Consider the following 21326-nt stretch of genomic DNA (forward strand, 5'->3'; position numbering starts at 1 on the left):
AATCTCGCGCTGGAGAGGTAACGCGATATATGCGCATTCTCATGACCGGGGCCGCCGGGCGCGTCGCGGCGATGCTGCGTCCAAGGCTGTCGCGCCCCGGGCGCACAATGCGCCTGCTCGACATCACCCCCACCTCACCAGGTGACCGCGAAGAGGCTGTCACAGCGGACGTCACCGATCCAGCCGCCGTCCGCGAGGCGATGGAGGGCGTCGACGCGGTCCTCCACTTCGGCGGACACAGCTTGGAAAAGCCCTGGGCGGACATCCTCCATGTCAACATCCACGGCACCCAGGTCGTGCTTGAGGCCGCCCGGCAGGCCGGTGTCACGCGGGTCGTGCTCGCGAGCAGCAATCACGCCGTGGGGTTCCACCCCCGCGGGGAACAGGTGCCGGCCACGCTGCCCCCGCGCCCCGACACCTACTACGGCGTGAGCAAAGCCGCTATGGAGGCACTCGGCAGCCTGTACCACGACCGCTTCGGCATGGATGTCGTCGCGCTCCGCATCGGCACGTGCGACGAGCGGCCCCCGGACGTTCGGGCGTTGAGCACATGGTTGTCGCCCGGCGACTGCGCCCGGCTGGTGGAGGCGGCACTGGCGGCCACGGGATTCCACATCGTCTGGGGGATCTCCGCCAATACGCGCCGATGGTGGTCGCTGGACGAAGGGCACACGATCGGCTACGTGCCGCGCGACGACGCGGAGCGCTTCGCGCCCGCGCTCATCGCCGAGCACGGTGAGCCCGGCCCCGCGGCTCCCGCACACGCCCTGCTCGGCGGGGAGTTCTGCGTGAGAGAACTGGGAGCGTCCTGGTGACGGCAACCGCGCTGAAAGGAAAGACGATTGAGCCACGAACCCGAACCACACACCGAGTCCGAGGTCGCCGCGGCGGTCGAGGCCGCATTTAAGGCCGGTACGGCATGGCGCGGCATGCCGGCTGCCGATCGTGCGGCCGTGCTCTCCGCCGTGGCCGACGCCCTCGTCGCCGGCACCGAGGAGCTGTGGCGGACGGCCGATGCCGAGACCTCGCTGGGGGAGGCGCGGCTGCGGGGCGAGATCGTGCGCACGGCGTCGCAGTTCCGGCTTTTCGCCGAGGTCATCCTCGACGGGGGCTACCTGGACGCCGTGATCGACCACGCCGATCCGTCCGCCGTGCCGCCCCGGCCCGATCTGCGGCGGGTCAACCGGGCGCTGCCCGGGGTGGTCGCGGTGTTCGCGGCCGGCAACTTCCCCTTCGCGTTCTCGACGGCGGGGGGCGACACCGCCTCGGCCCTCGCCGCGGGCTGCCCCGTCGTCGCCAAGGTCCACCCCGGGCACCCGCGCACCTCCGAACTGGTCGCGCAGACCGTGCGGGCGGTCCTGCCCGATCCGGCGCTCCTTGGGCTTGTACACGGTTTTGAGGCGGGCGGGTGGCTGGTCAAGCATCCGTCGGTGGTGGCTGTGGGGTTCACCGGGTCAATCGCGGGTGGCCGTGCCGTACAGGCTCTCATCGACGAGCGGCCCGAGCCGATCCCGTTCTACGGCGAGCTGGGCAGCGCCAACCCCGTCGTGGTGCTGCCGTCGGCGCTGAAGGGTGATGTGGAGGCGCTGGCCAGAGGGTTCGCAGGGTCGCTGACGATGGGGGTCGGGCAGTTTTGCACCAATCCGGGGCTGCTGTTCGTGCCTGACGACGCCGGGCTGCTCAAGGCGATCGGTACGGCGGTGGCCGCGTCGTCCGGCGGTCCCATGTTGACCGAGCGCATCCGGGACGGCTACCTCGACGGCATCGGCCGTCTCCGGCATCTCCCGGTGCTAGCGGAGGGGAGCGGCGGCGAGGGGGAGCTCGCGGTCGCGCCGAAGGTGTTCACGACCGGTCTGGCGGAGTTCGCGGAGGGGTTGCCAGGCGTCGGTGAAGAGTGTTTCGGGCCGTCGTCGATCGTCATCACCTATCGGGATCCGGCCGAGTTGCCCGCCGTGCTCTCCCGGCTCGCCGGATCGCTCACCGCGACCGTGCACGCCGCCGACCCGGCCGAGGCCGAAGCGGTCGTCGCGGTGCTCCAGCGGCTCGCCGGCCGCCTGATCTGGAACGGCTGGCCCACAGGGGTGGCCGTGAGCTGGGCCGTCCACCACGGCGGCCCCAGGCCGTCCACGACCTCGCCCGCGCACACCTCCGTGGGCGCGGCGGCCATCGGGCGGTGGGTCACACCCGTGGCCTATCAGGAGTGGCCCGCGGCGCTGCTTCCGCTCGAACTCGTAGAGGACAACCCGCTGGGAATCCCCAGGAGGGTGGACGGAAAACGTCCATAGACATCGGCGTTACGCGACCCCCCGCCTTCTCCGGACGGGGGGTCGCCGCGTTTTCGAAACTTTTTCAGCACATCGGCGAAACCCCAGATGGGCAAGGGCACGAACGCGCTCGCCGGCGCTTTCCCGGCACCGCCGTCAAACGGTGTTTTCGCAGGTCAGAGCAAACGTGAATGTGTCATTCGCGTTTGCTTCGCGGGGCCGGGATGGGTAAAGATTGACCGCCTCCCCGCCGAACCCCCGCTAGGGGCTTCTTCGGCGTGGCCGTTATCGCATCCTGCCCGTTCGACGCCATAGACGAACTCTTTCCCCGGACGCCGACCGCTCCGGGCACCACCACCCGATCTCCCACCCCGAGGAGGGGACGATGATCCATGCCCGCGGACTGAAAAAGAGTTTCAAGGTCAAGCGGGAAACCGTGGAAGCCGTGCGCGGAATCGACCTCGATGTGGACCCCGGCCAGCTCGTCGCCTTTCTCGGCCCCAACGGGGCCGGAAAATCCACCAGCCTGCGCATGCTCACCACTCTGCTTCCCCCGACCTCCGGCACCGCCGTCGTCGCCGGATACGACATTGTGAAAGACCCCGTGGAGGTCCGCAGGCACATCGGATACATCGGCCAGAAGAACAGCGCCGGTGAGAACTTCCGCGTGCGCGACGAACTCGTCACCCAAGGCTGCTGCTACGGTCTCACCCGGCCCGAGGCCCGGCGGCGCGCCGACGAGATCCTCGACCTGCTGAGCCTCACCCACCTCGCCAAACGAGGATCCAACACCCTGTCGGGCGGTCAGCGCCGCCGCCTGGACATCGCCCTCGGGCTTATCCACCAGCCCCGCCTGCTTTTCCTGGACGAGCCCTCCACCGGCCTCGACCCGCACAGCCGCGCCGACATCTGGGCGCACATTCTGCGGCTGCGCGAAGAGCACGACATGACGCTGTTCCTCACGACCCACTATCTGGAAGAGGCCGACAACATGGCCGAGCGGGTCATCGTCGTCGACCACGGCCGCGTCATCGCCGACGGCACCGGTGAGCAGCTGAAGAAGGACCTCGCGGGCGACCACGTCACGGTCACCTTGCGTGACCACACCGAGTCCGCCCGGGCCGCGGAGGTCGCCGCGCGCATCGCCTCGGCCGCCCCGGAGATCGGCGCCGACGGGCTCACCGTGCGCGTGCGGGTGCCGCAGGCCGACATCGCGATGGCCGAGCTCCTGCGCGCTCTGGAGAACGCCGACGTCAAAGCACTGGCCGCGGAAAGCACCCGGCCCTCCCTCGACGACGTCTTCCTCGCCCTCACCGGCCGCAGCCTGCGTGAAAGCGACACCCCGGGCGCCTGATCCGCCCCCCACTCCTTGCTGAAGGGACCTTCGTGAAGGTAATCCGCGACACCAGGACCATGTTCATCCGTGAGATAACCCCGGCGCTGCGCCAGCCGGTCGGGCTGCTGTTCACCATGGGGCAGCCGCTTCTCTTCCTCTTCCTCTTCGGGCCGCTGCTGGCGGGCAACGAGATGTTCGCCGCTCAAGGAGAGGCGTCGGCCTGGCAGTGGTTCGTGCCGGGCATCCTCATCATGATGTGCATCACCGGGCCGATGATGGCCGGATACATGCTGCTCATGGAGCTCGTGGGCGGGTCCATGGAGCGCATGCTGGTGACCCCGATGAGCCGCACCGCCATGATGATCGGCCGCACACTCAAGGAGATCGCGCTCCTGCTGGTCCAGGCCGTGCTTCTCATCGGCCTGGCACTGCCTCTGGGTTTCCGGCTCTATCTGCCGGGTGTTCTCGCCGGACTCATCCTGCTCGTGGTGCTGGGCGTCGGCCTCGGGGCCTTTTCTTTCGCCCTCGCCATCGCCTCTCAACCCGGGGGAGAGCTGTTCTACATGGTGACCCAGGCGGTCATGTTCCCGCTGATCCTGCTGTCGGGCATGCTTTTGCCGCTGGACAGCGGGCCGACCTGGCTGCAGGTGCTCGGGCGGATCAACCCGGTGTCCTACATCGTCGACGCCGAGCGCATGCTGTTCGCCGGCACCTATGCCAACCCGTCGGTTCTGTACGGCTCGGCCGCCGCACTCCTGATCGCCGCGGTGGGCGTGACCATCGGGACACGGTCCATGCGCCGCGGCATCTGAACTCCTAGGACAACAGCAGGCCGGTAGGGCAGGGTGTGCGGGTGCCGTACCGGGGACTGTCCGGGATCAGTCCTGGTCGTCTTCAGCGGACCATTCGCGGGGGCGGTGGCCCTCGAAGACACGCTGCACCGGGACCCATCCGGAGTAGGCGGGGCTGTCCCACCCCTGGTCGGGCTCCAGGCGCTCCACGTCCAGGTAATGGTCGATCCGCACCTCGTCCCAGGCGTGGATCACCTGGCCGTCCCCCAGGGAAAGCCCCACATGCCCCCAGTTCTTGTGTTCGCCGGACAGCGGGCCGGAGCAATCGTAGAAGACGAAGGTCCCGATCGGGGGCACGCCCGAGTTGGCGCGGGCGTTGTAGATCTCCGCCGACTCGGTGGCGTAGTCGCCGCCGAAGATCTCCACGCTGTTCGACTGCTCGTAGGCGTCCTCCACGAAGCCCAGACACGCCAAGGCGTAATCGGGGGAGCCCAGATGCTGTTTCGCCCAGTCGACGGCGTTGGCGGTGAGAGTGGTGAAGTCAGGTGCCACAGGCGGTGCTTCCCCAGTGATCGTGAGTGCTCGCACGCCGCGTGACCCGCAGGGGGCATGCGCCCTTTCTGCCGCCGCACGGTGAGCGAGACACTCGCTGATATGACGAGCACTGGATGCTAGGGGATCAACCGGACGGCCCGCCACAGATTTTCGCTGTGGTCGGCTCTGCTCCGATGTGTGGAGCAGAGATTTCGCGTATGTCGGTCGACCTTTCCGTCTCGATCCCGCGACCTGTTTTGCTGGGGGTGGCACTGGAGAACGCGGCCGGGGTTATGCAGTCTGTGCCGGGGACGCGTGTGTGTGCCGTCAAGTTTGGGCGCGGCAAACGAATGTATCCGGGCTATCGCCAATGAATAGCTCGGATACTCCCCCTGTCTGCAGGCCGTCGATCCGCTAATCGGGGGCTATCAGCGAGAAGTCGGGGATAGCCCGTGGTGAATCTTTGCCGCTGGGTGTCAGCCGTACAGTCGTTTCGCGTAAGCGGGGCCGTAGTAACGTTCCAACTCCTCCAGGGACTCTTCGGTCTTCAGCACGCTCTTCACGATGGCGGCATGGGAGGGGAGGGCGTCGGGAGTCCACGTCTCCGGCTTCCAGAGGGAGGAGCGGAGAAACGCCTTGGCGCAGTGAAAGAAGATCTGTTCGATCTCGACGAGCAGGGCCAGTTGGGGGCGGTGTCCTTTGACCGTCATCTCATCGAAGAAAGGCGCGTCGCGGAGAATTCTGGCGGTGCCGTTGATGCGGAGGGTCTCTCCCCGGCCCGGGACGAAGTAGATCAGGCCGATGTGCGGGTTGGACAGGACGTTGTGGAAGCCGTCGGCGCGGCGGTTGCCGGGGCGTTCGGGGACGACGATGGTTGCGTCGTCGACGATGTGGGTGAAGCCCGGAGGGTCGCCCTTGGGGGACACGTCGCATGTGCCGTCGGCGTCTGAGGTCGCGATGAGGCAGAAGGGGGAGACCGCGAGCCATTCGCGGTCGCGTTCGTGAAGTCTGCGGCGTTCCTTGGCGATGGCCCGGGGCATGGGCTCGCCGAGGAGAGCACGCAGTTCGGCGTCGGACGTGATTTCGGTGTACGTCGTCGTCTCGGTCAAATGGGCCGCCTCACGAGCGTTGACGATGGTTGCGGATCAACGATATTCGCTCGCCCCAAGAAACGACCATATTAGTAAAAGTTAGGACATGGTGAGCAGGGCGCGGACCTCGCCCGCTGTGGCGACACGGCCGGTGCCGCCCTGTCCGGCCAGCGAGATGGCGGCGGCGGCCGTGCCGGCGCGCACTGCGGAAGCCAGCGATTCGCCGCGCGCCAGCCAGGCCGAGAGAGCGCCGGCGAAGCTGTCGCCGGCCCCCGTCTGGTCGACGACCTCGGTGGCCACGATCGCGGGCAGTGTGCTGATCGTGTCGCCCTCCGAAAGCAGCACCCCGCGCGGTCCCTGGGTGACCGCGACCGCCGGGGCGCCGAGCGCGCGGCACGTGCTCGCCACCTCATAGGGGTCGGACGTCCCCAGCAGGACATCGGCGTCACCCGGGCAGGAAGGCACCAGCAGCCTGGCATGCGGGGCGACGTCGGCGAGTACGGCACGAGCCTTCTCAGGCGTCGTCAACCGTGACCGGAAGTTCGGGTCGTACACCACCCGGCCGGAGGCGATATGGGCGGCATGGCGTACGGCGGCGGCACAGGAATCGGACAGCGCGGCGGTGATGCCGCTGAGCAGGACGACCGAGGCGAGAGGCGCTGGGGAGCGGTCGACGTCCTCGGGGGAGAGGTGGGAGGCGGCACTGCCGGTGCGCATGTAGGCGAAGGCCCGGGCGCCCACGGGATCCGCACCCACGGCGTAGGCCCCGGTCGGTCCAGGTCCGCGGCTGATCCACCGGGTGTCCACCCCTTTGGCGGCGGCGAACGCGACGAGGCGTTCGCCGAACTCGTCCGCTCCGACCCGCGTGACCAGCGCTACCTGCACGCCGAGGGCCGCGGCGGCGACGGCGGCGTTCAGCGCGTCGCCGGAGAAGGAAAGGGTGAAGGTATCCGCCTCCGATAACGAACGACGTGAGGAGAACTCCACCAGCGGCTCGCCGATCACCACGACGTCCATGTCACCGCTCCCTGCGACTCGCGGGCAATGTTCATTCTCGGTGGTCGATTGATCACCCGACATCCCGGTTCTACGTCCGGGGCGAGCGCTTTCCTCCTGACCCACACCACATGCGCGACGCTGCGCTGGTTTGCCTGGGAGGGGAATGGGCTCGGTTCGATGAACGGCTCAAGCCCGGGATGCCCAGGCCATGAAAGCGATCTTTGACCGGATGGGCACATTACCCGATGCCTCCCACGTGCGCGCACGGTGGGTAAGGATTTCCGGCCACCCTCTACGCGGCGTCGATCCACCAATACGCACGGAGAGTGTTTGACCTGCATCATTCAGCGTGCAGTGGGCCTTTTCCCACCCATCCACCGTCCCATTGGAAGATGCATGCCGGGGGGCGCCGTATCCGGACTCGTGCCGTCAAAGTGCGAAGCACGGGGAGGTGCGGGGAGTCATGGAGAGAAAGGCGCGGTCCTGGATCCCGCCCTCTATGTGTCGTGCGAACCTCGAGAGGCGAGGGGGCGGTGAAGGACGCTAAAGAATGCTCCGGATTTCGGCGGTCAAGGCGCGAAAATCTCCCGCGCATTGGCGATGGGAGGCGAAACATGCGCGGAAGCGCGGCATGCTCAGACCGGCGTGAGCTCCGCCATCTCCGACCAGCCTTCCCCCGGCACCTCGACATTGATGATCTCGGGCTTCCTTGCGATCACCTTGGGCATCCACGCCATGGCCGTCTTGAAATGCTCGGAACCCACATGAGCCGCCCCTGCGGCGGCATCCCGGAACGCCTCAAGCAGGACGAACTGGTGCGGCGTCTCGACACTCGTCGACCAGTCGAAGAACAGGTTGCCCTGCTCCCGCCTGGTGGCCTGGGTGAACTCGTCGACCAGTGAGAGCCACTCCTCACTCCGCTCAGGCCGGATCGTGAACTTGACGGCGATAAAGATCATGAGACGCTCTCTTTCCAACTGTTCCGTAGACATGTGTTCCCGCGGGACGCCGGGCCAGTCCTTGATCAAGATAGGCCGTGGCCCAGGCGCCGGTCTCCTCAACACGTCGCGACCGTGCGATCCGGAACGTCTTCTGCTGTCCGACGGCCGCGATCCTGGAGACCCTCGCTCACGGGCCGCAGGGGCGGAGTCCCGCTGAGAACCGTCGCCGGCGCCTGCCGCCGCATCTCCAGGGAGCCCTCTAGGGAGTACGGCGACGCCTGCGCGACCAGGACGATAAAGCGATTCCATTTGCCGGCAAATCGCGAGCCGGCGGCCGGGAACCGTGAGGACGAATATCCAGCGGGCGGAATTTCTCCGCTGCATCCAGGCGAGATATCAGAACACGAATCGCCTCCCGCGCCGGTGCGGCCCCATGCCTATCGGACTGTGTTCACTGAATGGGCGCGGAGAGAATTCATCCGCGACGACGAAGTGATCTCCACAAGATCGCTTCAGTGGATCTCGTCACTTCCCGGCGTGGCGGCGTGAAACCTCGTTGGCCTCCGCCGTACCTTTGGCATCATGGCCACCCGTACGTCCAAAGGCGCATCGAAGGGGCCGGCGAAGCGCACCACCGCGCCGCGCGCGGCCGCGGGGAAGCGGGCGGGGTCCGCGGCGCGTGCCCCGCGTACCAGGCGTTCCGCTCCTCCCCCTAAACGTCAGGGAATGACCCACCAGGATCCGATCTCCTGGGTCTTCACAATGATCGGCAAGCTCGTCGTGGGGGTCTGGTTGCTGCTCGCGCACGGCATCGGCGGTGCGGCCCGGGCCCTGGGGCAGAACGCGCGGGAGCTCGACCCGGCGTTGCGGCGCGACGGGCTGGGGCTCGGCGTGCTGGCCGGGGCGATCGTGCTGGCGACGATGACGTGGCGCACGACTACGGGCGATGTGGCGTCGGTGGTGGACGCGGTGGTGCGGGGGGTGTTCGGGTCGTCGGCCTGGGCGATCCCGCTGATGCTGGCCCTGCTGGCGTGGCGCTTCCTCCGCCATCCCGATCAGAACGCCGACACCGGGCGGTTGACCATCGGGTGGCTGGCGCTGCTGGCGGGTGTGCTGGGCATCGTGCATGTGGCACACGGCACGCCCTATCCGTCGGGTGATCCGAAGCTCGACGGCATGGACAAGGTGTCGGCGGCGGGGGGCATGGTGGGATTCATCGTGTCGGCCCCGCCGTCGAGCATTTTGCCGGCCTTCATCACGATCCCGCTGCTGATGATGTTGGCGGGGTTCGGCGTGCTTGTGATCACGGCGACGCCGGTGCATCGGGTGCCGGAGCGGCTGGCCGACATCCGGCACATGCTCTTCAACAGGGAGAGCAGGGAGCAGCGCCGGCAGCCGGGTGAGCGCAAGCCGCGGCAGCGGCGTCCCGCGAAGGCGGCCAAGGACGAGGAGCCCGGCGAGGAGCGCGTCAAGCCATACGACACGCCGCTGCTGGCGGACGGCGAGGCCAGGCGGAACGACCACTCGCCGGAGATCGTGCCGGGTCTCGCGGATGAGGAGGAGAAGAAGGAGGCGGGGGAGCGCAAGCCGGAGCCTCCGGCGCCGACACCGGCTCCTCGCAAGGTCGAGCAGCTTGTGCTGTCTCCGCAGGCGGGGCCCTACTCGTTGCCGGACCTGCAGATGCTGCGCTCCGGCAGCGCGCCGAAGCCGCAGACCAAGGCGAACACCGTGGTGGTCAACGCCCTGACGAGTGTGCTTGAGCAGTTCACTATCGACGCGCAGGTGATCGGCTTCACCCGGGGGCCGACGGTGACGCGCTACGAGATCGAGCTGGGCCCGGCGGTCAAGGTGGAGAAGGTGACCGCGCTCACCAAGAACATCGCCTATGCCGTTAAATCGGCGGATGTCCGCATCCTGTCCCCGATCCCCGGCAAGTCGGCGATCGGGGTGGAGATCCCCAACACCGACAAGGACCTCGTCTCCCTCGGCGACGTGCTGCGCTCCCAGGTGGCCCAGGCCGACCACCACCCCATGATCGTCGGGCTCGGCAAAGACGTCGAGGGCCGCACGATCATCGCGAACCTCGCCAAGATGCCCCACATCCTCATCGCGGGCGCCACCGGCGCGGGCAAGTCCACCTGTATCAACGGCCTGATCAGCTCGGTGCTCATGCGCTCCACCCCGGACGAGGTGCGCATGGTGCTCGTCGACCCCAAACGTGTGGAGCTGTCGGCCTACGAGGGCATCCCTCACCTGATCACCCCCATCATCACCAACCCCAAGAAGGCCGCCGAAGCCCTCGAATGGGTGGTCGGCGAGATGGACCGCCGCTACGACGACCTGGCCGCGAGCGGCTTCCGGCACGTCGACGACTTCAACAAGGCCGTCCGCGCCGGCAAGCTCCAGCCGCCGCCCGGCAGCGAGCGCGTCTACCAGCCCTACCCCTACCTGCTGGTGATCGTCGACGAGCTGGCCGACCTCATGATGGTCGCCCCCCGCGACGTCGAGGACTCGATCGTGCGCATCACCCAGCTCGCCCGCGCCGCCGGCATCCACCTTGTGATCGCCACCCAGCGCCCCTCGGTCGACGTCGTGACCGGCCTCATCAAGGCCAACGTGCCGTCCCGCCTGGCGTTCGCGACCTCCAGCCTGGCCGACTCCCGCGTCATCCTCGACCAGCCGGGCGCCGAGAAGCTCGTCGGGCAGGGTGACGCGCTCTTCCTGCCGATGGGGGCGAGCAAGCCGATCCGCCTGCAGAACGCCTTCGTCTCCGAGGCCGAGATCGCCGAGGTCGTCGGCCATTGCAAGGCGCAGATGCAGGTTGAATACCGCGAGGACGTCACGGTGCAGCCGGGCGCCAAGAAGGAGATCGACGACGACATCGGCGACGATCTCGACTTGCTGATCCAGGCGGCCGAGCTGGTGGTGACGACGCAGTTCGGCTCCACGTCGATGTTGCAGCGCAAACTGCGGGTGGGGTTCGCGAAGGCCGGGCGGCTCATGGATCTGCTGGAAAGCCGCGAGGTGGTCGGGCCGAGCGAGGGCTCCAAGGCCCGCGAGGTGCTGGTCAAGCCCGACGAACTGGACGGCCTGCTGACCGACCTCCGCGGCGGCTGACCTCGGGGAGGGCCGGCCTGCCCCAGAAGCCGAGACCGTGCCGGGCGCATGACTCACCATGCGCCGGCACCCCTCGTGAGAGCACGGCCGGGCCGCCGCCGACATGCGGGGCTCCGCCGTACCCCCCTTCTGCTCGTGTGCCCGCTGACCTGCGAATATGCGCTGCACTACGGCATGAGCCCCGCCCGGCCGGGGCCCTATCCACCCGGAGGGTGACCCGCCTCACCACCTCCCGCTGATGACTGCTTGAATATGATTGACTACGCAACGTCGGGGTGGGGAGGCGTTGTCATGACGGGGCTAATCGGGCATCGGGTGCCCTCATGAACGAGACAAATGAGCCGGGAAACACCGGCGGAGACAACGGGGCGGCCGAGCGGCCGACGCCGGGGGCGGCGCTCGCCGAGGCTCGGCGGGCCGCCGGTCTGACCGTGGGGCAGGTGAGCGCGCGCACGCGAGTGCGTGAGGCGCTGATCCACGCGATCGAGCGGGACGACTATTCGCTCTGCGGCGGCGACTTCTACACGCGAGGCCACATCAGGGCCATCGCACGGGAGGTCGGGCTTGATCCCGAGATGATGGTGCAGCGCTATGACGAGCTGCGGGGTGGTTCGCCGCCCCCGGTGCGGGCGGCGTCGGTCTTCCAGGCCGATCGGCCGATCAAGCTGCGTGAGCGGCGTTCGCCCAATTGGACCATGGCGATGGTGGTGGCGCTCGCGATCGTCGTGGTGTTCGGCGTCGTGCGCATCATGGGCGGCTCGGAGGAGATGCGGAAAGCCGGTGACCAGGTTGTGCCGGTGCCGACGTCCGCCGCGTCGGGGCAGGGCGCCCAGCAGGGCGGTGGCGCGGCGGCTCTGGCGGGTGAGGCGGAGGCGGCACGTAAGGCCAAGGCCGCCCGGAAGGCCGAGCGCAAGAAAGCACAGATGGTCGATCTCACGGTGCAGGCCAGCAAACCCTCGTATCTGAGTGTGCGCGACGCCGAGGGCCAACCGGTTTTCACCGGCACTCTGTCGGCGGGGCAGTCCACATCATGGAAGATCCGCAAAGGCGTGCGACTGATCATCGGCAACGCCGGAGCGGTTTCCTTGCAGGTGAACGGGAAGGACCTCGGAGTCTCGGGGGCCATGGGGCAGACGGTGCAGCGCAGTTTCGACGCGCCGGGCGCCAGTCCTAGCTGATCACGGGCTCGCACCGAAGCGGGGGAGGTGCGACGCCAGTGGCCAACTCCCGATACCGTAGTGTCCACCATGTCATCCCGCCGAAACGCATCGCTGATCACACTGGGCTGCGCGCGCAACGAGGTCGACTCCGAGGAGCTCGCCGCGCGACTTGAGGCTGCCGGCTGGCAGGTGGGTGACGACGATCCCGATGTCATCGTCGTCAACACCTGCGGTTTCATCGACTCGGCGAAGAAGGACTCGATCGACACGCTTCTGGCCGCGGCCGATTCCGGGGCCAGGGTCGTGGCCACCGGCTGTATGGCGGAGCGTTACGGCGAGGAGCTGGCCAAGGCTTTGCCTGAAGCCGACGCCGTGCTCTCGTTCGACGACTACACCGAGATCGGGGCGCGCCTCGACGACGTGCTGGCCGGCAAATCGCTTGTCCCGCACAGTCCGCGCGATCGCCGCACGTTGCTGCCGATTTCGCCCGTCGAGCGCGCCGTCGCACCGAAGGCCGCGATCCCGGGCCACGGGGAGCTGCCCGAGGGGGTGGCGCCGGCGAGTGGCCCGAGGCCGCTGCGCAAGCGCCTGGGGAGTGGCCCGGTGGCCTCCCTCAAGCTGGCCTCAGGCTGCGACCGCCGCTGCACTTTCTGCGCCATTCCGGCGTTCCGCGGGGCTTATGTGTCGCGCGGGCCGCAGGAGCTGCTGGGCGAGGCCCGCTGGCTGGCCGAGCAGGGCGTCAAGGAGCTTGTGCTCGTCAGTGAGAACTCCACGTCCTACGGCAAGGACCTCGGTGACCTTCGCGCGCTTGAGGCGCTCCTGCCCGCTCTGGCGGCGACGGAGGGCATCGAGCGGGTTCGCGTGAGTTATCTCCAGCCTGCCGAGCTACGCCCCGGCCTCCTCGATGTGATCGCGGCCACCGAGGGCATCGCACCATACTTCGACCTGTCCTTCCAGCACGCGAGTGGCACGCTGCTGCGCCGGATGCGGCGCTTCGGCGACCCGAGGCGTTTCCTCGACCTGCTCGACCAGGTGCGGGCCAAGGCCCCCGAGGCGGGGGTGCGGTCCAACTTCATCGTGGGCTTCCCCGGCGAGACCGAGGAGGAGTTCGCCGAGCTGACCGACTTCCTGCTGGAGGCGAGGCTCGACGTGATCGGCGTCTTCGGTTATTCCGACGAGGAGGGCACCGAGGCGGCGGCGCTGCCCGGCAAGCTCGACCAGGACGCCGTCGACGAGCGGGTCGCGGCCCTGTCGGAGCTGGCCGAGGAGCTGACCGCGCAGCGAGCGGAGGAGCGCATCGGCACCGAGGTGGACGTCCTCATCGAGGAGGACCTCGGTGACGGCGGCTATGAGGGCCGGGCCGCGCATCAGGGGCCCGAGGTGGACGGTTCGGTCACCGTGCAGGGCATCGGGCTGGTGCCGGGGCAGATGGTCAGGGCAGTCGTCGTCGATTCGGAGGGCGCCGACCTCATCGCCCGCATCAAGGCCGGTCCGTGAGGCCGGACGGGCGGGCCGACAAGATGACCGAGACACATTCCACCGCGGGCGGGGGCCACGGGGTCAGCCCGTGGAACATCGCCAACGTCCTCACGGTCATCCGCCTCGTGCTTGTCCCGTTCTTCACCATCTGCCTTTTCCTACCTGGCTTGGGGTGGCGTCTGGCGGCGCTGGTGCTGTTCGCGCTGGCGTCCATCACCGATCACCTCGACGGTGAGCTGGCCCGGCGCTACGGCCTGGTCACCGACTTCGGCAAGATCGCCGATCCGATCGCCGACAAGGCGCTGACGGGCGCCGCGCTGGTGAGCCTGTCGGTGCTCGGCGAGCTGCCGTGGTGGGTCACGATCGTCATCATGGGCCGTGAGCTCGGTGTGACGCTGCTGCGCTTCGCCGTGCTCAGGCACGGCGTGATCCCGGCGAGCTACGGCGGCAAGGTCAAGACCGTGCTGCAGCTCTTCGCCATCGCGCTCTACATCCTGCCGTGGTCGCCCGAGCTGCTGCGCTGGTCGGCCATGGGGGCCGCGGTGCTGGTGACGGTGATCACAGGCGTCGACTATGTGATCCGGGCGATCCGGTTGCGCGGCCTGGCCAGGAGGGTCCGGGGTGAGTGACCCCGCGTCCGGTGTCGATCCCCGGGCGGCCCGCCTGGTGGAGTTGCTCGCCGGGCGGCGGGCGACGCTGGCCGTGGCCGAGTCGCTCACGGGCGGGCTGATCGGGGCCCGGGTGACCACCGTGCCGGGCGCCTCGGCGGTGTTCGTGGGCGGTGTCGTGTCCTATGCCACGGCTCTCAAGGAGCGGCTGCTCGGTGTGCCGGGCGATCTGCTCGCGGCCGAGGGCGCGGTGCATCCGGCGGTGGCCGAGGCCATGGCCGCCGGTGTGCGCGACCTCTGCGGGGCCTCTTACGGTCTGGCGGTGACGGGTGTGGCGGGCCCGGAGCCTCAGGATGGGCGGCCTGTGGGCACCGTTCACGCCGCGGTGTACGGTGCTTCGGGGGTGACCCACGGGGATTTCTTGTTCCGGGGCTCCCGGGATCGGGTCAGGGCCGCCACAGTGGAGGCGGCGATTGATCTACTGATAGGTGTGCTAGAGGCGAACGTTGGGGAACAATTCGGGTGATTACCGTGTTACGTCCCCAGCGAACAAGCTCTGCACGGTCTGCCGGGGAGTCGCTCGATACGGGTACGGTGGAGCTGTGAGTCAGGTCTGGAAGCCATCGGCAGAGATCGACAACGGTGTGAGCCCGGCGGAAGGGCCGAGCGAGCCTCAGACGTCGCGAGGGTCGCGGCGACCGAAGACGATGACGGCGAAAGGCATGCGGGAAGGGCGTTCGAAGATCGGGCGGCACGGATCGATCGCGCGGGGTGTGGTGAAGGCACCGGCTCCGGGGAGGGAGCGACAGATGGTTCTGCTTCGTCAGCTACTCGGCGACGTGCTGCGGCGGCTGCGAGTGCGTCAGGGGCGGACCCTGCGCGAGGTGTCGACACTGGCTCGTGTTTCCCTCGGATACCTGTCCGAGGTCGAGCGTGGGCAGAAGGAGGCCTCCTCAGAGCTGCTCTCGTCGATCTGTGGTGCTCTCGGGGTTCCGCTGTCGCAAGTGTTGCGTGAGGTGTCCGACCAGTTCGCTCTGGCCGAGCTCCAGGCCGCGCCGGTGCTCGCCGCCGACATGCCTGAGCGTGAGCGGCTGCCGATCCCCGAGACGGTCCCCGACACGATGTCCGACTTCCCCGAGGTCAAGGACATGGTCGCCGCTTAAGGCGGCGTCGAGCCCGACCGATCGGCCGTCGGCATGGCCGTTCCCTCGGGTTGTGCACCGACCTCGGGTTGTGCACTGCGCGGTTGGCGCCGACGGTTGTGCGGCGGGTGGCCCAGGGCCGAGTCCGCCGGGCCACGACATCGGCGCGTCCTTGGACAGCGCCCCTGAAACACGCCCTTGAAACAGCGCCCTTTTAACAGCGCCCTGGATGCGGCGCCCTGTGAAACAGCGCCCATGAGTCCCTGAAACAGGCGTCCAGGACCGAGCGCGTCCGGCGGAGGCGTGACCGACCGGCAGACCGGTCACGCGCCCGCGAACGCCTCTTCTTGCCGGCCCTGGGCGATCAAACCCCGGCCCCCACCCCTCAGTGAGGCGAACAGGCTCCGGCTTCTAGTCCCAGGCCGCGGGATCCTCTGCGAGCCGACGCACGCGCGCGGGCAGAGCCCCGGTGGCGACCGACGCCAGAGTGACCTCCTCCAGAATGGCCCGCTCACTCGCACGGAGTGCGATCCACACGGTCTGCAGCGACTCGGCGGGGCCGCGGTAGCCCACATCCTCGGGGCGCTCCCCGCGCACATTGGCCAGCGGCCCGTCGACGGCCCGGATCACGTCGGCGAGGGAGATCTCATCGGCGGGGCGGGCGAGCACATAGCCGCCCTCCGGCCCGCGCTGGCCACGCACGAGGCCGGCCCGCCTCATCTGCAGCAAGATGTTCTCAAGATACTTGGGAGGCATGTCCTGCTCTTTAGCGAGCTCACCCACTGTAGTCGGGCCTTCACCCGCAGCGGCGAGCTCGGCGGCGGCACGGAGGGCGTAGTCGACACGAGCAGAAAGGCGCATGTTGTCGATTATCTCGCCTGGTGGGCACTGGTGGTGCGCAGGGTTACCAGAACGGTCGAGAGGGTACGGCAGAGCCCATTAACGATCACGCCCTCGGGGGCGTGTGGCGGCGCTCCGGAGGCCGCGAGCGCGGCCGGCGCGTTCCAGCTCGAAGTCGGGCCGGGGAAAGGATCGCGGTCGCGCACGCCACACCCTATGCTCGGCGGGGTGTCTGCTGTTGCCTCCAGGGGAGATGGACGCGGGGAGCGCCCCCGTGGCTCCCCGCGGAGCCGCTTTAACCAGGCGCTTTCACCTAGCGCTAAACTATCAATAAGCTTTATTAATGAATAGCCCGTTAATCTGAACTCGGATAAATGGCGGCGGGAAGCAGCGGGAACAGCATGGAGATGGAGCGACGTCCTGGCGTGCCCAGGCTGCTGAGGGAGATCAACGACAGGTCCGCTCTGGACCTGCTGCTCGCCTCGGGGCCGCTCACGCGTGGGCAGATCGGCGAGATGACGGGCCTGTCCAAGGTCACCGCATCCCAGACGCTGGCGCGTCTGGAGGAGCGCGGCCTGGTCGAGGTGGTCGGTGAGCAGGGTGGTGGGCGCGGCCCCAACGCGGCACTCTATGCCATCGTTTCGTCTTCCGCTTATGTCGCGGGGCTAGACGTCGGTCCTGAGCTGGTGACGACCGCGATCGCCGACATCAACGGCGAGGTCGTGGCGGAGCTGACGGTCTCGCCGGGCAACCACGAGGACCCGGTGGCGGTCGTGCACAGTGCCGTGGTCAAGGCCTGCCGTTCGGCCAAGGTGGCGCTGTCGCGGCTGCGCGGCGTCGTGATCGGCACCCCCGGTGTAGTCGACCCCCGCTCGGGTGACGTGCGGTTCTCCTTCGACCTGCCCGGATGGCACGAGGGCATTCACGAGGCCCTCGCGCGCGACCTGCGCCGCGAGGTCCGCATCGAAAACGACGTCAATCTCGCCGCCGTCGCCGAGCGCGCCGCCGGCGTCGCGCAGGACGCCGACGACTTCGTGCTGGTGTGGGTGGGGCGCGGACTCGGTCTCGCCGTCATGCTCGGCGGGCGCCTGCATCGGGGCCGTTCGGGCAGCGCGGGCGAGATCGGCTACCTGCCCGTGCCCGGCGTGCCGCTCGCGGAGGACATCAGGTCGCTGCCCGGCCGCCTGCCCTCGCTCGCGGGTGGCCTGCAGTCGCTGGTCAGCGTCGAGGCGGTGACAGAGCTGGCGGAGACATACGGTTTCACCGGTTCGAGCAAGGCCGAGTGTGTGGCCGCGGCGGTGGACGCCGGGCCGGAGGGTGAGCCGCTCCTCGACGAGGTGGCCGCGCGGCTGGCGCTCGGTGTCGCCTCGGTGTGCGTCGTGCTGGACCCCGGCCTCGTGGTGCTCGGCGGAGAGGTGAGCAGAGCCGGGGGCAGCGCCCTGGCCACACGTGTCGAGGAGGCCGTGGCCAGGATCTGCCCGATTCGTCCTCAAGTAGTGACCAGCGCGGTGGAGGGCAATCCGGTGTTGCGGGGCGCGGTGCTGGCCGCGCTCAACCACGCCCGCGAGGAGGTCTTCGCCTCCTGACGGAGGCGCCGAGTGAGCCGGCGGGCGGTTTGGGAGGCCGATGTCCCCCCAAGTCACCCCCCGGACAAGCTCGGTGGTGTCGCCAAGATCACTGTGGCGTTCGCCGAGTTGGAGCCCCACCCATCTTGTGCCTGCCCGGCCAGCCTGTGTACTATCGGCGCCAATTGACAGGAAACTTTCCTTACTATGTGCCGGGCAGGCGGGCGCACGACGTGGTGCGCCTATCGTCTTCGACGAGAAAAGACCACGTCATGTCGAACTCGTTCGTAGATTCGTTTGTGCGTGAGTTGCCACTTTCGCACGGCCAGGAACGGATCTGGCTACACCACCAAGTGACCCCGGCCGGAGCTCTCCACGCCCGTGCCGCCTACAACATGGTCGTCGCCGAGCAGCTCAGCGGCCCCCTCGACATCCCCGCGCTGCGCCGCGCCCTGGACGAGATCGTGGCCAGGCACGAGATCCTCCGTACGGTGTTCACCACATCGGCCGGGCGCCCCGTCCAGCGGGTGCGCGCGAGGGGGACGGCGGCGCTGGAGGTGCTCGACCTCGGCCAGGAGCCCGGCACCAGGGTGCGGGAGGTGGTCGAGGAGCGCGCGAACCGCGTGTTCGATCTCACCTCGGGGCCACTGTTCCGGGCCACCCTGCTCCGCCTCGCCGAGCGCGAACATGTGCTCTGCCTGGTGATGCACCACATCGTGGGGGACGCCTGGTCGCTCTCCCGGGTGCTGCTGGGCGAGCTCGCCGCGCTCTATGCGGCCTTCGCCGCCGGCCTGCCCTCCCCGCTGCCTCCGCTCACCCGGCAATACGGGGACTACGTACGGCTGCGCCGTGCCGAGCGTATCCCGGGCGAGCAGCTCGCCTACTGGGCCAAAACCCTCGCGGGGGTGCCGTCACTCGATATGTCGGCCGATCCGCCGTCCCGTGCCGTACCGCGCAGCACGAGCGGCCTGGTGATCCACTGCTCGCCCGGAGAACTCCACGAGTGTGTGGCCCTGCTCGCCAGGCGTATACGCTGCACGCCGTTCATGCTCTACATGGCGGCTTATGCCGTACTGCTCTCGCGTTACACCGGTCAGCAGGACTTCTGTGTCGGCACCTCGGTCGCGGGGCGTGCCGAGGAGGAGTTCGAGCCGCTGATCGGCATGTTCGTGAACACGCTGGCGCTGCGTGCCGACCTGTCCGGCGATCCGCCTTTCCTGGAGTTCCTCCGCAGGGTGCGGCGGGTCGCGCTCGGCGGGTTCGCGCACGCGGAGGTGCCCTACGAGCTGGTGGACGCCGTCTTGCAGGAGGAACGCGGTGGAAAGCCGCTGATCTCCACGATGTTCCTCTTCAACGGCCCTCCGGCGCCGGGTCTCAGCTTCGGCGGCCTGGAGACCAGCCCGGTGATCTCCGGGCTCGCGCCGGCGACCTTCGACCTCACGCTTGAGGTGATGAGGTTGCAGGGGCATCTGCGGATCATGTTCACCTACGACGCGGAGGTGGTGTCGCGGGTGGCGGTCAAACGGATGGCGTCACATCTGGAACGCCTGCTCTGGTCGGTGATCGCCGACCCCGAGGCCCGCGTGTCCCGGCTCACCATGCTCCCGCAGTGGGATTTCTGGTGACTCCCGTGCGCTGCTAGGGCGGCGCCTGCCGGGCCGTCGGGGGCCGCTCTACACGATGGTGTCCCATGCGGCCGCACCCTGTGGTGAGTGCCCTGGCCCGCGCCCGCGGGCAATACACCCTTGCTGCCCGGTGGCGTGGCCGCCGGCTCCGCCGGAAGCGGCGCGGAGGACAGTGGCGGAGGACAGTGGCGGAGGACAGTGGCGGATGACATGAGGAAGGCCCCCGTCGCGCGCCGGGGGCCTTCCTCAGTGCCTGTTCATCGGGGTCGCCGATGTCGCCTAAACGTTGAGTAGCTCGGCGGCGGCTTGGGCGTTGGCCCTGGCTGCGCCGTAGGTCGCGATGTAGGCCGCGGCCTCGGGCCGCCAGATCGGCAGGCCCATCTCCACGACCGTCGCGTCGGACCTGGCCGCGAGCAGCCCGGTCACCAGTTCCCGGCTCTCGGGGTACCGGTGCGCGTCCTTCACCACGATGATCAGCGACCGGCCCACGGCACGCTCAAGCAGGACCCTGCGGTCCACCTCGGCCGGCTTGACCCGGATGATCTCCGCCTGCGGGAGCCACGGGGAGAAGCCCCACGGCACGTCGCCGACCGCGATCGTGGGAGGTGTGTCGAGCTCGACCACGAGCGGCTCCACCAGCGGCCGGGTCGCGCCGGTGAGGCTGACCGCCCGGCGGGCGGCGTCGAGACCGATGATGGTCTCCTCCGCGGCCTCGCGCTGCGACTCGCCGAACCACGCGCGCAGCTTCGCGGTGTGCTCGGCGGCCTCCTCCAGCCGCGACAGCGGCAGCCTGCCCTCGTTCACGGCGTCGACGACGGCCGCGATGACCTCCCGCACCTCCTGCTCGGTCGGCAGCGGGCCCAGGCACAGCAGGTCGGAACCCGCCGCGAGGGACAGTGCCGCGCCGCCGCCGAGACCCACGCTCTTGGTGATGGCGTGCATGTCGAGGGCGTCGGTGATGATCACACCGTCGTAGCCGAGCTCACCCCTGAGGAGCTCGGTCAGCGCGGAGTGGGAGAGGGTCGCCGGCGCCTCGCCCGTGACGACGGGCACCCGGACGTGGGCGGTCATGATCGACTTGGTGCCGGCCTCGATCGCGGCGCGGAACGGCGCGAGCTCGCGGGCGTGCAGCGTGGCGAGGTCCACGTCGACGACAGGGATCTCCAGATGGGAGTCCTGCTGGGTCGCACCGTGGCCGGGGAAGTGCTTGACGCAGGCCGCGACGCCCACCTCCTGCAGGCCGTGGACGGCTGCGACGGTGTGCCTTGCGACTAGGTCGGGCTCGTTGCCGAAGGCCCGGGTGCCGATCACCGGGTTGTCGTCGGCACTGTTGACGTCGGCGCTCGGCGCCATGTCGAGGTTGACTCCGCAGCGCACCAGGTCGTCGCCGATCGAACGGTAGACCCTGCGGGTCAGTTCGACGTCGTCGACCGCTCCGAGCGCGGCGTTGCCCGGGTAGGGACTGCCGATGTGATAGGCGAGCCGGGTGACGTCGCCGCCCTCCTCGTCGAGGGAGACGACGAGTTCGCCGGACTCCCGCAGACGTCCGGTGAGCGCGGCAAGCTGACCGGAGTCCTCCACGTTGAAGCCGAAGAGGGTGACGCCACCGAGGCCGTTCTCAAGGTCCCGCAGGACCCAGTCGGGTGCGGTGGTTCCTTGGAAGGCCACGAGCAGGGTGCCGGCCACGAGACGATGCAGGCTGCGATCGCCGGGACTCGGGTGAAACTCAGCCATGGCTCCTCGCCTGGGGTAGTTGGGTTGTCAGGGATTTCACCGGCACGGCCCGCCGTCCGTCGTGGTCGGCGGCGCGAGCCGTACCCCCGCTGGTGGGCAG

18 protein-coding genes are annotated in these 21326 nt (G+C 68.8%); 12 read left to right on the forward strand and 6 right to left on the reverse strand.

Annotated features, from left to right (window positions below; translation table 11 throughout):
- The first annotated feature begins 29 nt into the window (after positions 1-29).
- The 4 genes from Ssi02_RS00435 (at position 30) to Ssi02_RS00450 (ending at position 4412) form a co-directional block, all read left to right on the forward strand.
- The gene (locus Ssi02_RS00435; RefSeq protein WP_239128474.1) at positions 30-815 is read left to right on the forward strand and encodes an NAD-dependent epimerase/dehydratase family protein; all 786 of its coding nucleotides are present in this window, start codon (positions 30-32) and stop codon (positions 813-815) included.
- 27 nt (positions 816-842) lie between these two features.
- A complete protein-coding gene (locus Ssi02_RS00440; RefSeq protein WP_204019745.1) occupies positions 843-2285 on the forward strand; it encodes an aldehyde dehydrogenase (NADP(+)) in 1443 nt (480 codons plus the stop codon).
- Between the two features lie 364 nt (positions 2286-2649).
- On the forward strand, positions 2650-3618 hold the full coding sequence (locus Ssi02_RS00445; RefSeq protein WP_204019748.1) for an ATP-binding cassette domain-containing protein: 969 nt from the start codon (positions 2650-2652) through the stop codon (positions 3616-3618).
- Positions 3619-3650: 32 nt separating this feature from the next.
- Positions 3651-4412, forward strand: coding sequence for an ABC transporter permease (locus Ssi02_RS00450; protein ID WP_239128475.1), 762 nt, complete (start codon positions 3651-3653; stop codon positions 4410-4412).
- Positions 4413-4478: 66 nt separating this feature from the next.
- On the opposite strand, the gene Ssi02_RS00455 is transcribed toward Ssi02_RS00450, so the two are convergent.
- The 4 genes from Ssi02_RS00455 to Ssi02_RS00470 all read right to left on the reverse strand — a co-directional run bounded on the left by Ssi02_RS00455 (position 4479) and on the right by Ssi02_RS00470 (position 7974).
- Positions 4479-4943, reverse strand: a complete 465-nt coding sequence (locus Ssi02_RS00455) for an NlpC/P60 family protein (RefSeq protein ID WP_204019751.1) — start codon at positions 4941-4943, stop codon at positions 4479-4481.
- A gap of 458 nt (positions 4944-5401) precedes the next feature.
- On the reverse strand, positions 5402-6034 hold the full coding sequence (locus Ssi02_RS00460) for a pyridoxamine 5'-phosphate oxidase family protein (protein WP_275410556.1): 633 nt from the start codon (positions 6032-6034) through the stop codon (positions 5402-5404).
- Between the two features lie 81 nt (positions 6035-6115).
- The gene (locus Ssi02_RS00465; protein ID WP_204019754.1) at positions 6116-7033 is read right to left on the reverse strand and encodes a sugar kinase; all 918 of its coding nucleotides are present in this window, start codon (positions 7031-7033) and stop codon (positions 6116-6118) included.
- A gap of 617 nt (positions 7034-7650) precedes the next feature.
- On the reverse strand, positions 7651-7974 hold the full coding sequence (locus Ssi02_RS00470; protein WP_204019757.1) for a putative quinol monooxygenase: 324 nt from the start codon (positions 7972-7974) through the stop codon (positions 7651-7653).
- A 564-nt stretch (positions 7975-8538) separates the two neighbouring features.
- On the opposite strand from Ssi02_RS00470, the gene Ssi02_RS00475 reads away from it, so the two are divergent.
- The 6 genes from Ssi02_RS00475 (at position 8539) to Ssi02_RS00500 (ending at position 15483) form a co-directional block, all read left to right on the forward strand.
- Complete coding sequence (locus Ssi02_RS00475; RefSeq protein ID WP_204019759.1) at positions 8539-11073, forward strand: FtsK/SpoIIIE family DNA translocase; 2535 nt, start codon at positions 8539-8541, stop codon at positions 11071-11073.
- A 323-nt stretch (positions 11074-11396) separates the two neighbouring features.
- On the forward strand, positions 11397-12251 hold the full coding sequence (locus tag Ssi02_RS00480; protein WP_204019763.1) for a helix-turn-helix domain-containing protein: 855 nt from the start codon (positions 11397-11399) through the stop codon (positions 12249-12251).
- A gap of 69 nt (positions 12252-12320) precedes the next feature.
- Positions 12321-13730 (forward strand): 30S ribosomal protein S12 methylthiotransferase RimO, encoded by a 1410-nt coding sequence (gene rimO, locus Ssi02_RS00485; protein WP_204019765.1) that lies wholly within the window; start codon positions 12321-12323, stop codon positions 13728-13730.
- Between the two features lie 23 nt (positions 13731-13753).
- Positions 13754-14341: a CDP-diacylglycerol--glycerol-3-phosphate 3-phosphatidyltransferase gene (pgsA, locus tag Ssi02_RS00490; protein WP_204019768.1), complete on the forward strand. Its 588-nt coding sequence runs from the start codon at positions 13754-13756 to the stop codon at positions 14339-14341.
- The gene (locus tag Ssi02_RS00495; protein ID WP_204019770.1) at positions 14334-14846 is read left to right on the forward strand and encodes a CinA family protein; all 513 of its coding nucleotides are present in this window, start codon (positions 14334-14336) and stop codon (positions 14844-14846) included. Before pgsA ends, Ssi02_RS00495 begins: the two co-directional genes overlap by 8 nt.
- Positions 14847-15129: 283 nt before the next feature.
- Positions 15130-15483, forward strand: coding sequence for a helix-turn-helix domain-containing protein (locus tag Ssi02_RS00500; protein WP_204019773.1), 354 nt, complete (start codon positions 15130-15132; stop codon positions 15481-15483).
- A gap of 390 nt (positions 15484-15873) precedes the next feature.
- Here the strand turns inward: Ssi02_RS00500 and Ssi02_RS00505 are convergent, their stop codons facing one another.
- On the reverse strand, positions 15874-16323 hold the full coding sequence (locus Ssi02_RS00505; protein ID WP_204019776.1) for an RrF2 family transcriptional regulator: 450 nt from the start codon (positions 16321-16323) through the stop codon (positions 15874-15876).
- Between the two features lie 386 nt (positions 16324-16709).
- On the opposite strand from Ssi02_RS00505, the gene Ssi02_RS00510 reads away from it, so the two are divergent.
- Together Ssi02_RS00510 and Ssi02_RS00515 are read left to right on the forward strand one after the other, a co-directional pair.
- Positions 16710-17888 carry an ROK family transcriptional regulator gene (locus Ssi02_RS00510; protein WP_204019779.1) on the forward strand — a complete coding sequence of 393 codons (1179 nt, stop codon included), beginning with the start codon at positions 16710-16712 and terminating at the stop codon, positions 17886-17888.
- A gap of 251 nt (positions 17889-18139) precedes the next feature.
- Entirely contained in the window at positions 18140-19492 is a 1353-nt protein-coding gene (locus Ssi02_RS00515) for a condensation domain-containing protein (RefSeq protein ID WP_204019782.1), read from the forward strand.
- Positions 19493-19771: 279 nt separating this feature from the next.
- On the opposite strand, the gene Ssi02_RS00520 is transcribed toward Ssi02_RS00515, so the two are convergent.
- Positions 19772-21226, reverse strand: coding sequence for a glycoside hydrolase family 3 protein (locus Ssi02_RS00520; RefSeq protein WP_204019785.1), 1455 nt, complete (start codon positions 21224-21226; stop codon positions 19772-19774).
- Positions 21227-21326 lie beyond the last annotated feature (100 nt).

Origin of the sequence: Sinosporangium siamense, from assembly GCF_016863435.1 — a bacterium.
GTDB classification, from domain to species: Bacteria; Actinomycetota; Actinomycetes; order Streptosporangiales; family Streptosporangiaceae; genus Sinosporangium; species Sinosporangium siamense.

Coding starts and splice junctions, on each gene's coding strand:
- Ssi02_RS00475 (WP_204019759.1), top strand. CDS start 8,539: ATGGCCACCCGTACGTCCAAAGGCGCATCGAAGGGGCCGGCGAAGCGC.
- Ssi02_RS00435 (WP_239128474.1), top strand. CDS start 30: ATGCGCATTCTCATGACCGGGGCCGCCGGGCGCGTCGCGGCGATGCTG.
- Ssi02_RS00445 (WP_204019748.1), top strand. CDS start 2,650: ATGATCCATGCCCGCGGACTGAAAAAGAGTTTCAAGGTCAAGCGGGAA.
- Ssi02_RS00480 (WP_204019763.1), top strand. CDS start 11,397: ATGAACGAGACAAATGAGCCGGGAAACACCGGCGGAGACAACGGGGCG.
- Ssi02_RS00515 (WP_204019782.1), top strand. CDS start 18,140: ATGTCGAACTCGTTCGTAGATTCGTTTGTGCGTGAGTTGCCACTTTCG.
- rimO (WP_204019765.1), top strand. CDS start 12,321: ATGTCATCCCGCCGAAACGCATCGCTGATCACACTGGGCTGCGCGCGC.
- Ssi02_RS00505 (WP_204019776.1), bottom strand. CDS start 16,323: ATGCGCCTTTCTGCTCGTGTCGACTACGCCCTCCGTGCCGCCGCCGAG.
- Ssi02_RS00465 (WP_204019754.1), bottom strand. CDS start 7,033: ATGGACGTCGTGGTGATCGGCGAGCCGCTGGTGGAGTTCTCCTCACGT.
- Ssi02_RS00520 (WP_204019785.1), bottom strand. CDS start 21,226: ATGGCTGAGTTTCACCCGAGTCCCGGCGATCGCAGCCTGCATCGTCTC.
- Ssi02_RS00470 (WP_204019757.1), bottom strand. CDS start 7,974: ATGATCTTTATCGCCGTCAAGTTCACGATCCGGCCTGAGCGGAGTGAG.
- Ssi02_RS00510 (WP_204019779.1), top strand. CDS start 16,710: ATGGAGCGACGTCCTGGCGTGCCCAGGCTGCTGAGGGAGATCAACGAC.
- pgsA (WP_204019768.1), top strand. CDS start 13,754: ATGACCGAGACACATTCCACCGCGGGCGGGGGCCACGGGGTCAGCCCG.
- Ssi02_RS00500 (WP_204019773.1), top strand. CDS start 15,130: ATGGTTCTGCTTCGTCAGCTACTCGGCGACGTGCTGCGGCGGCTGCGA.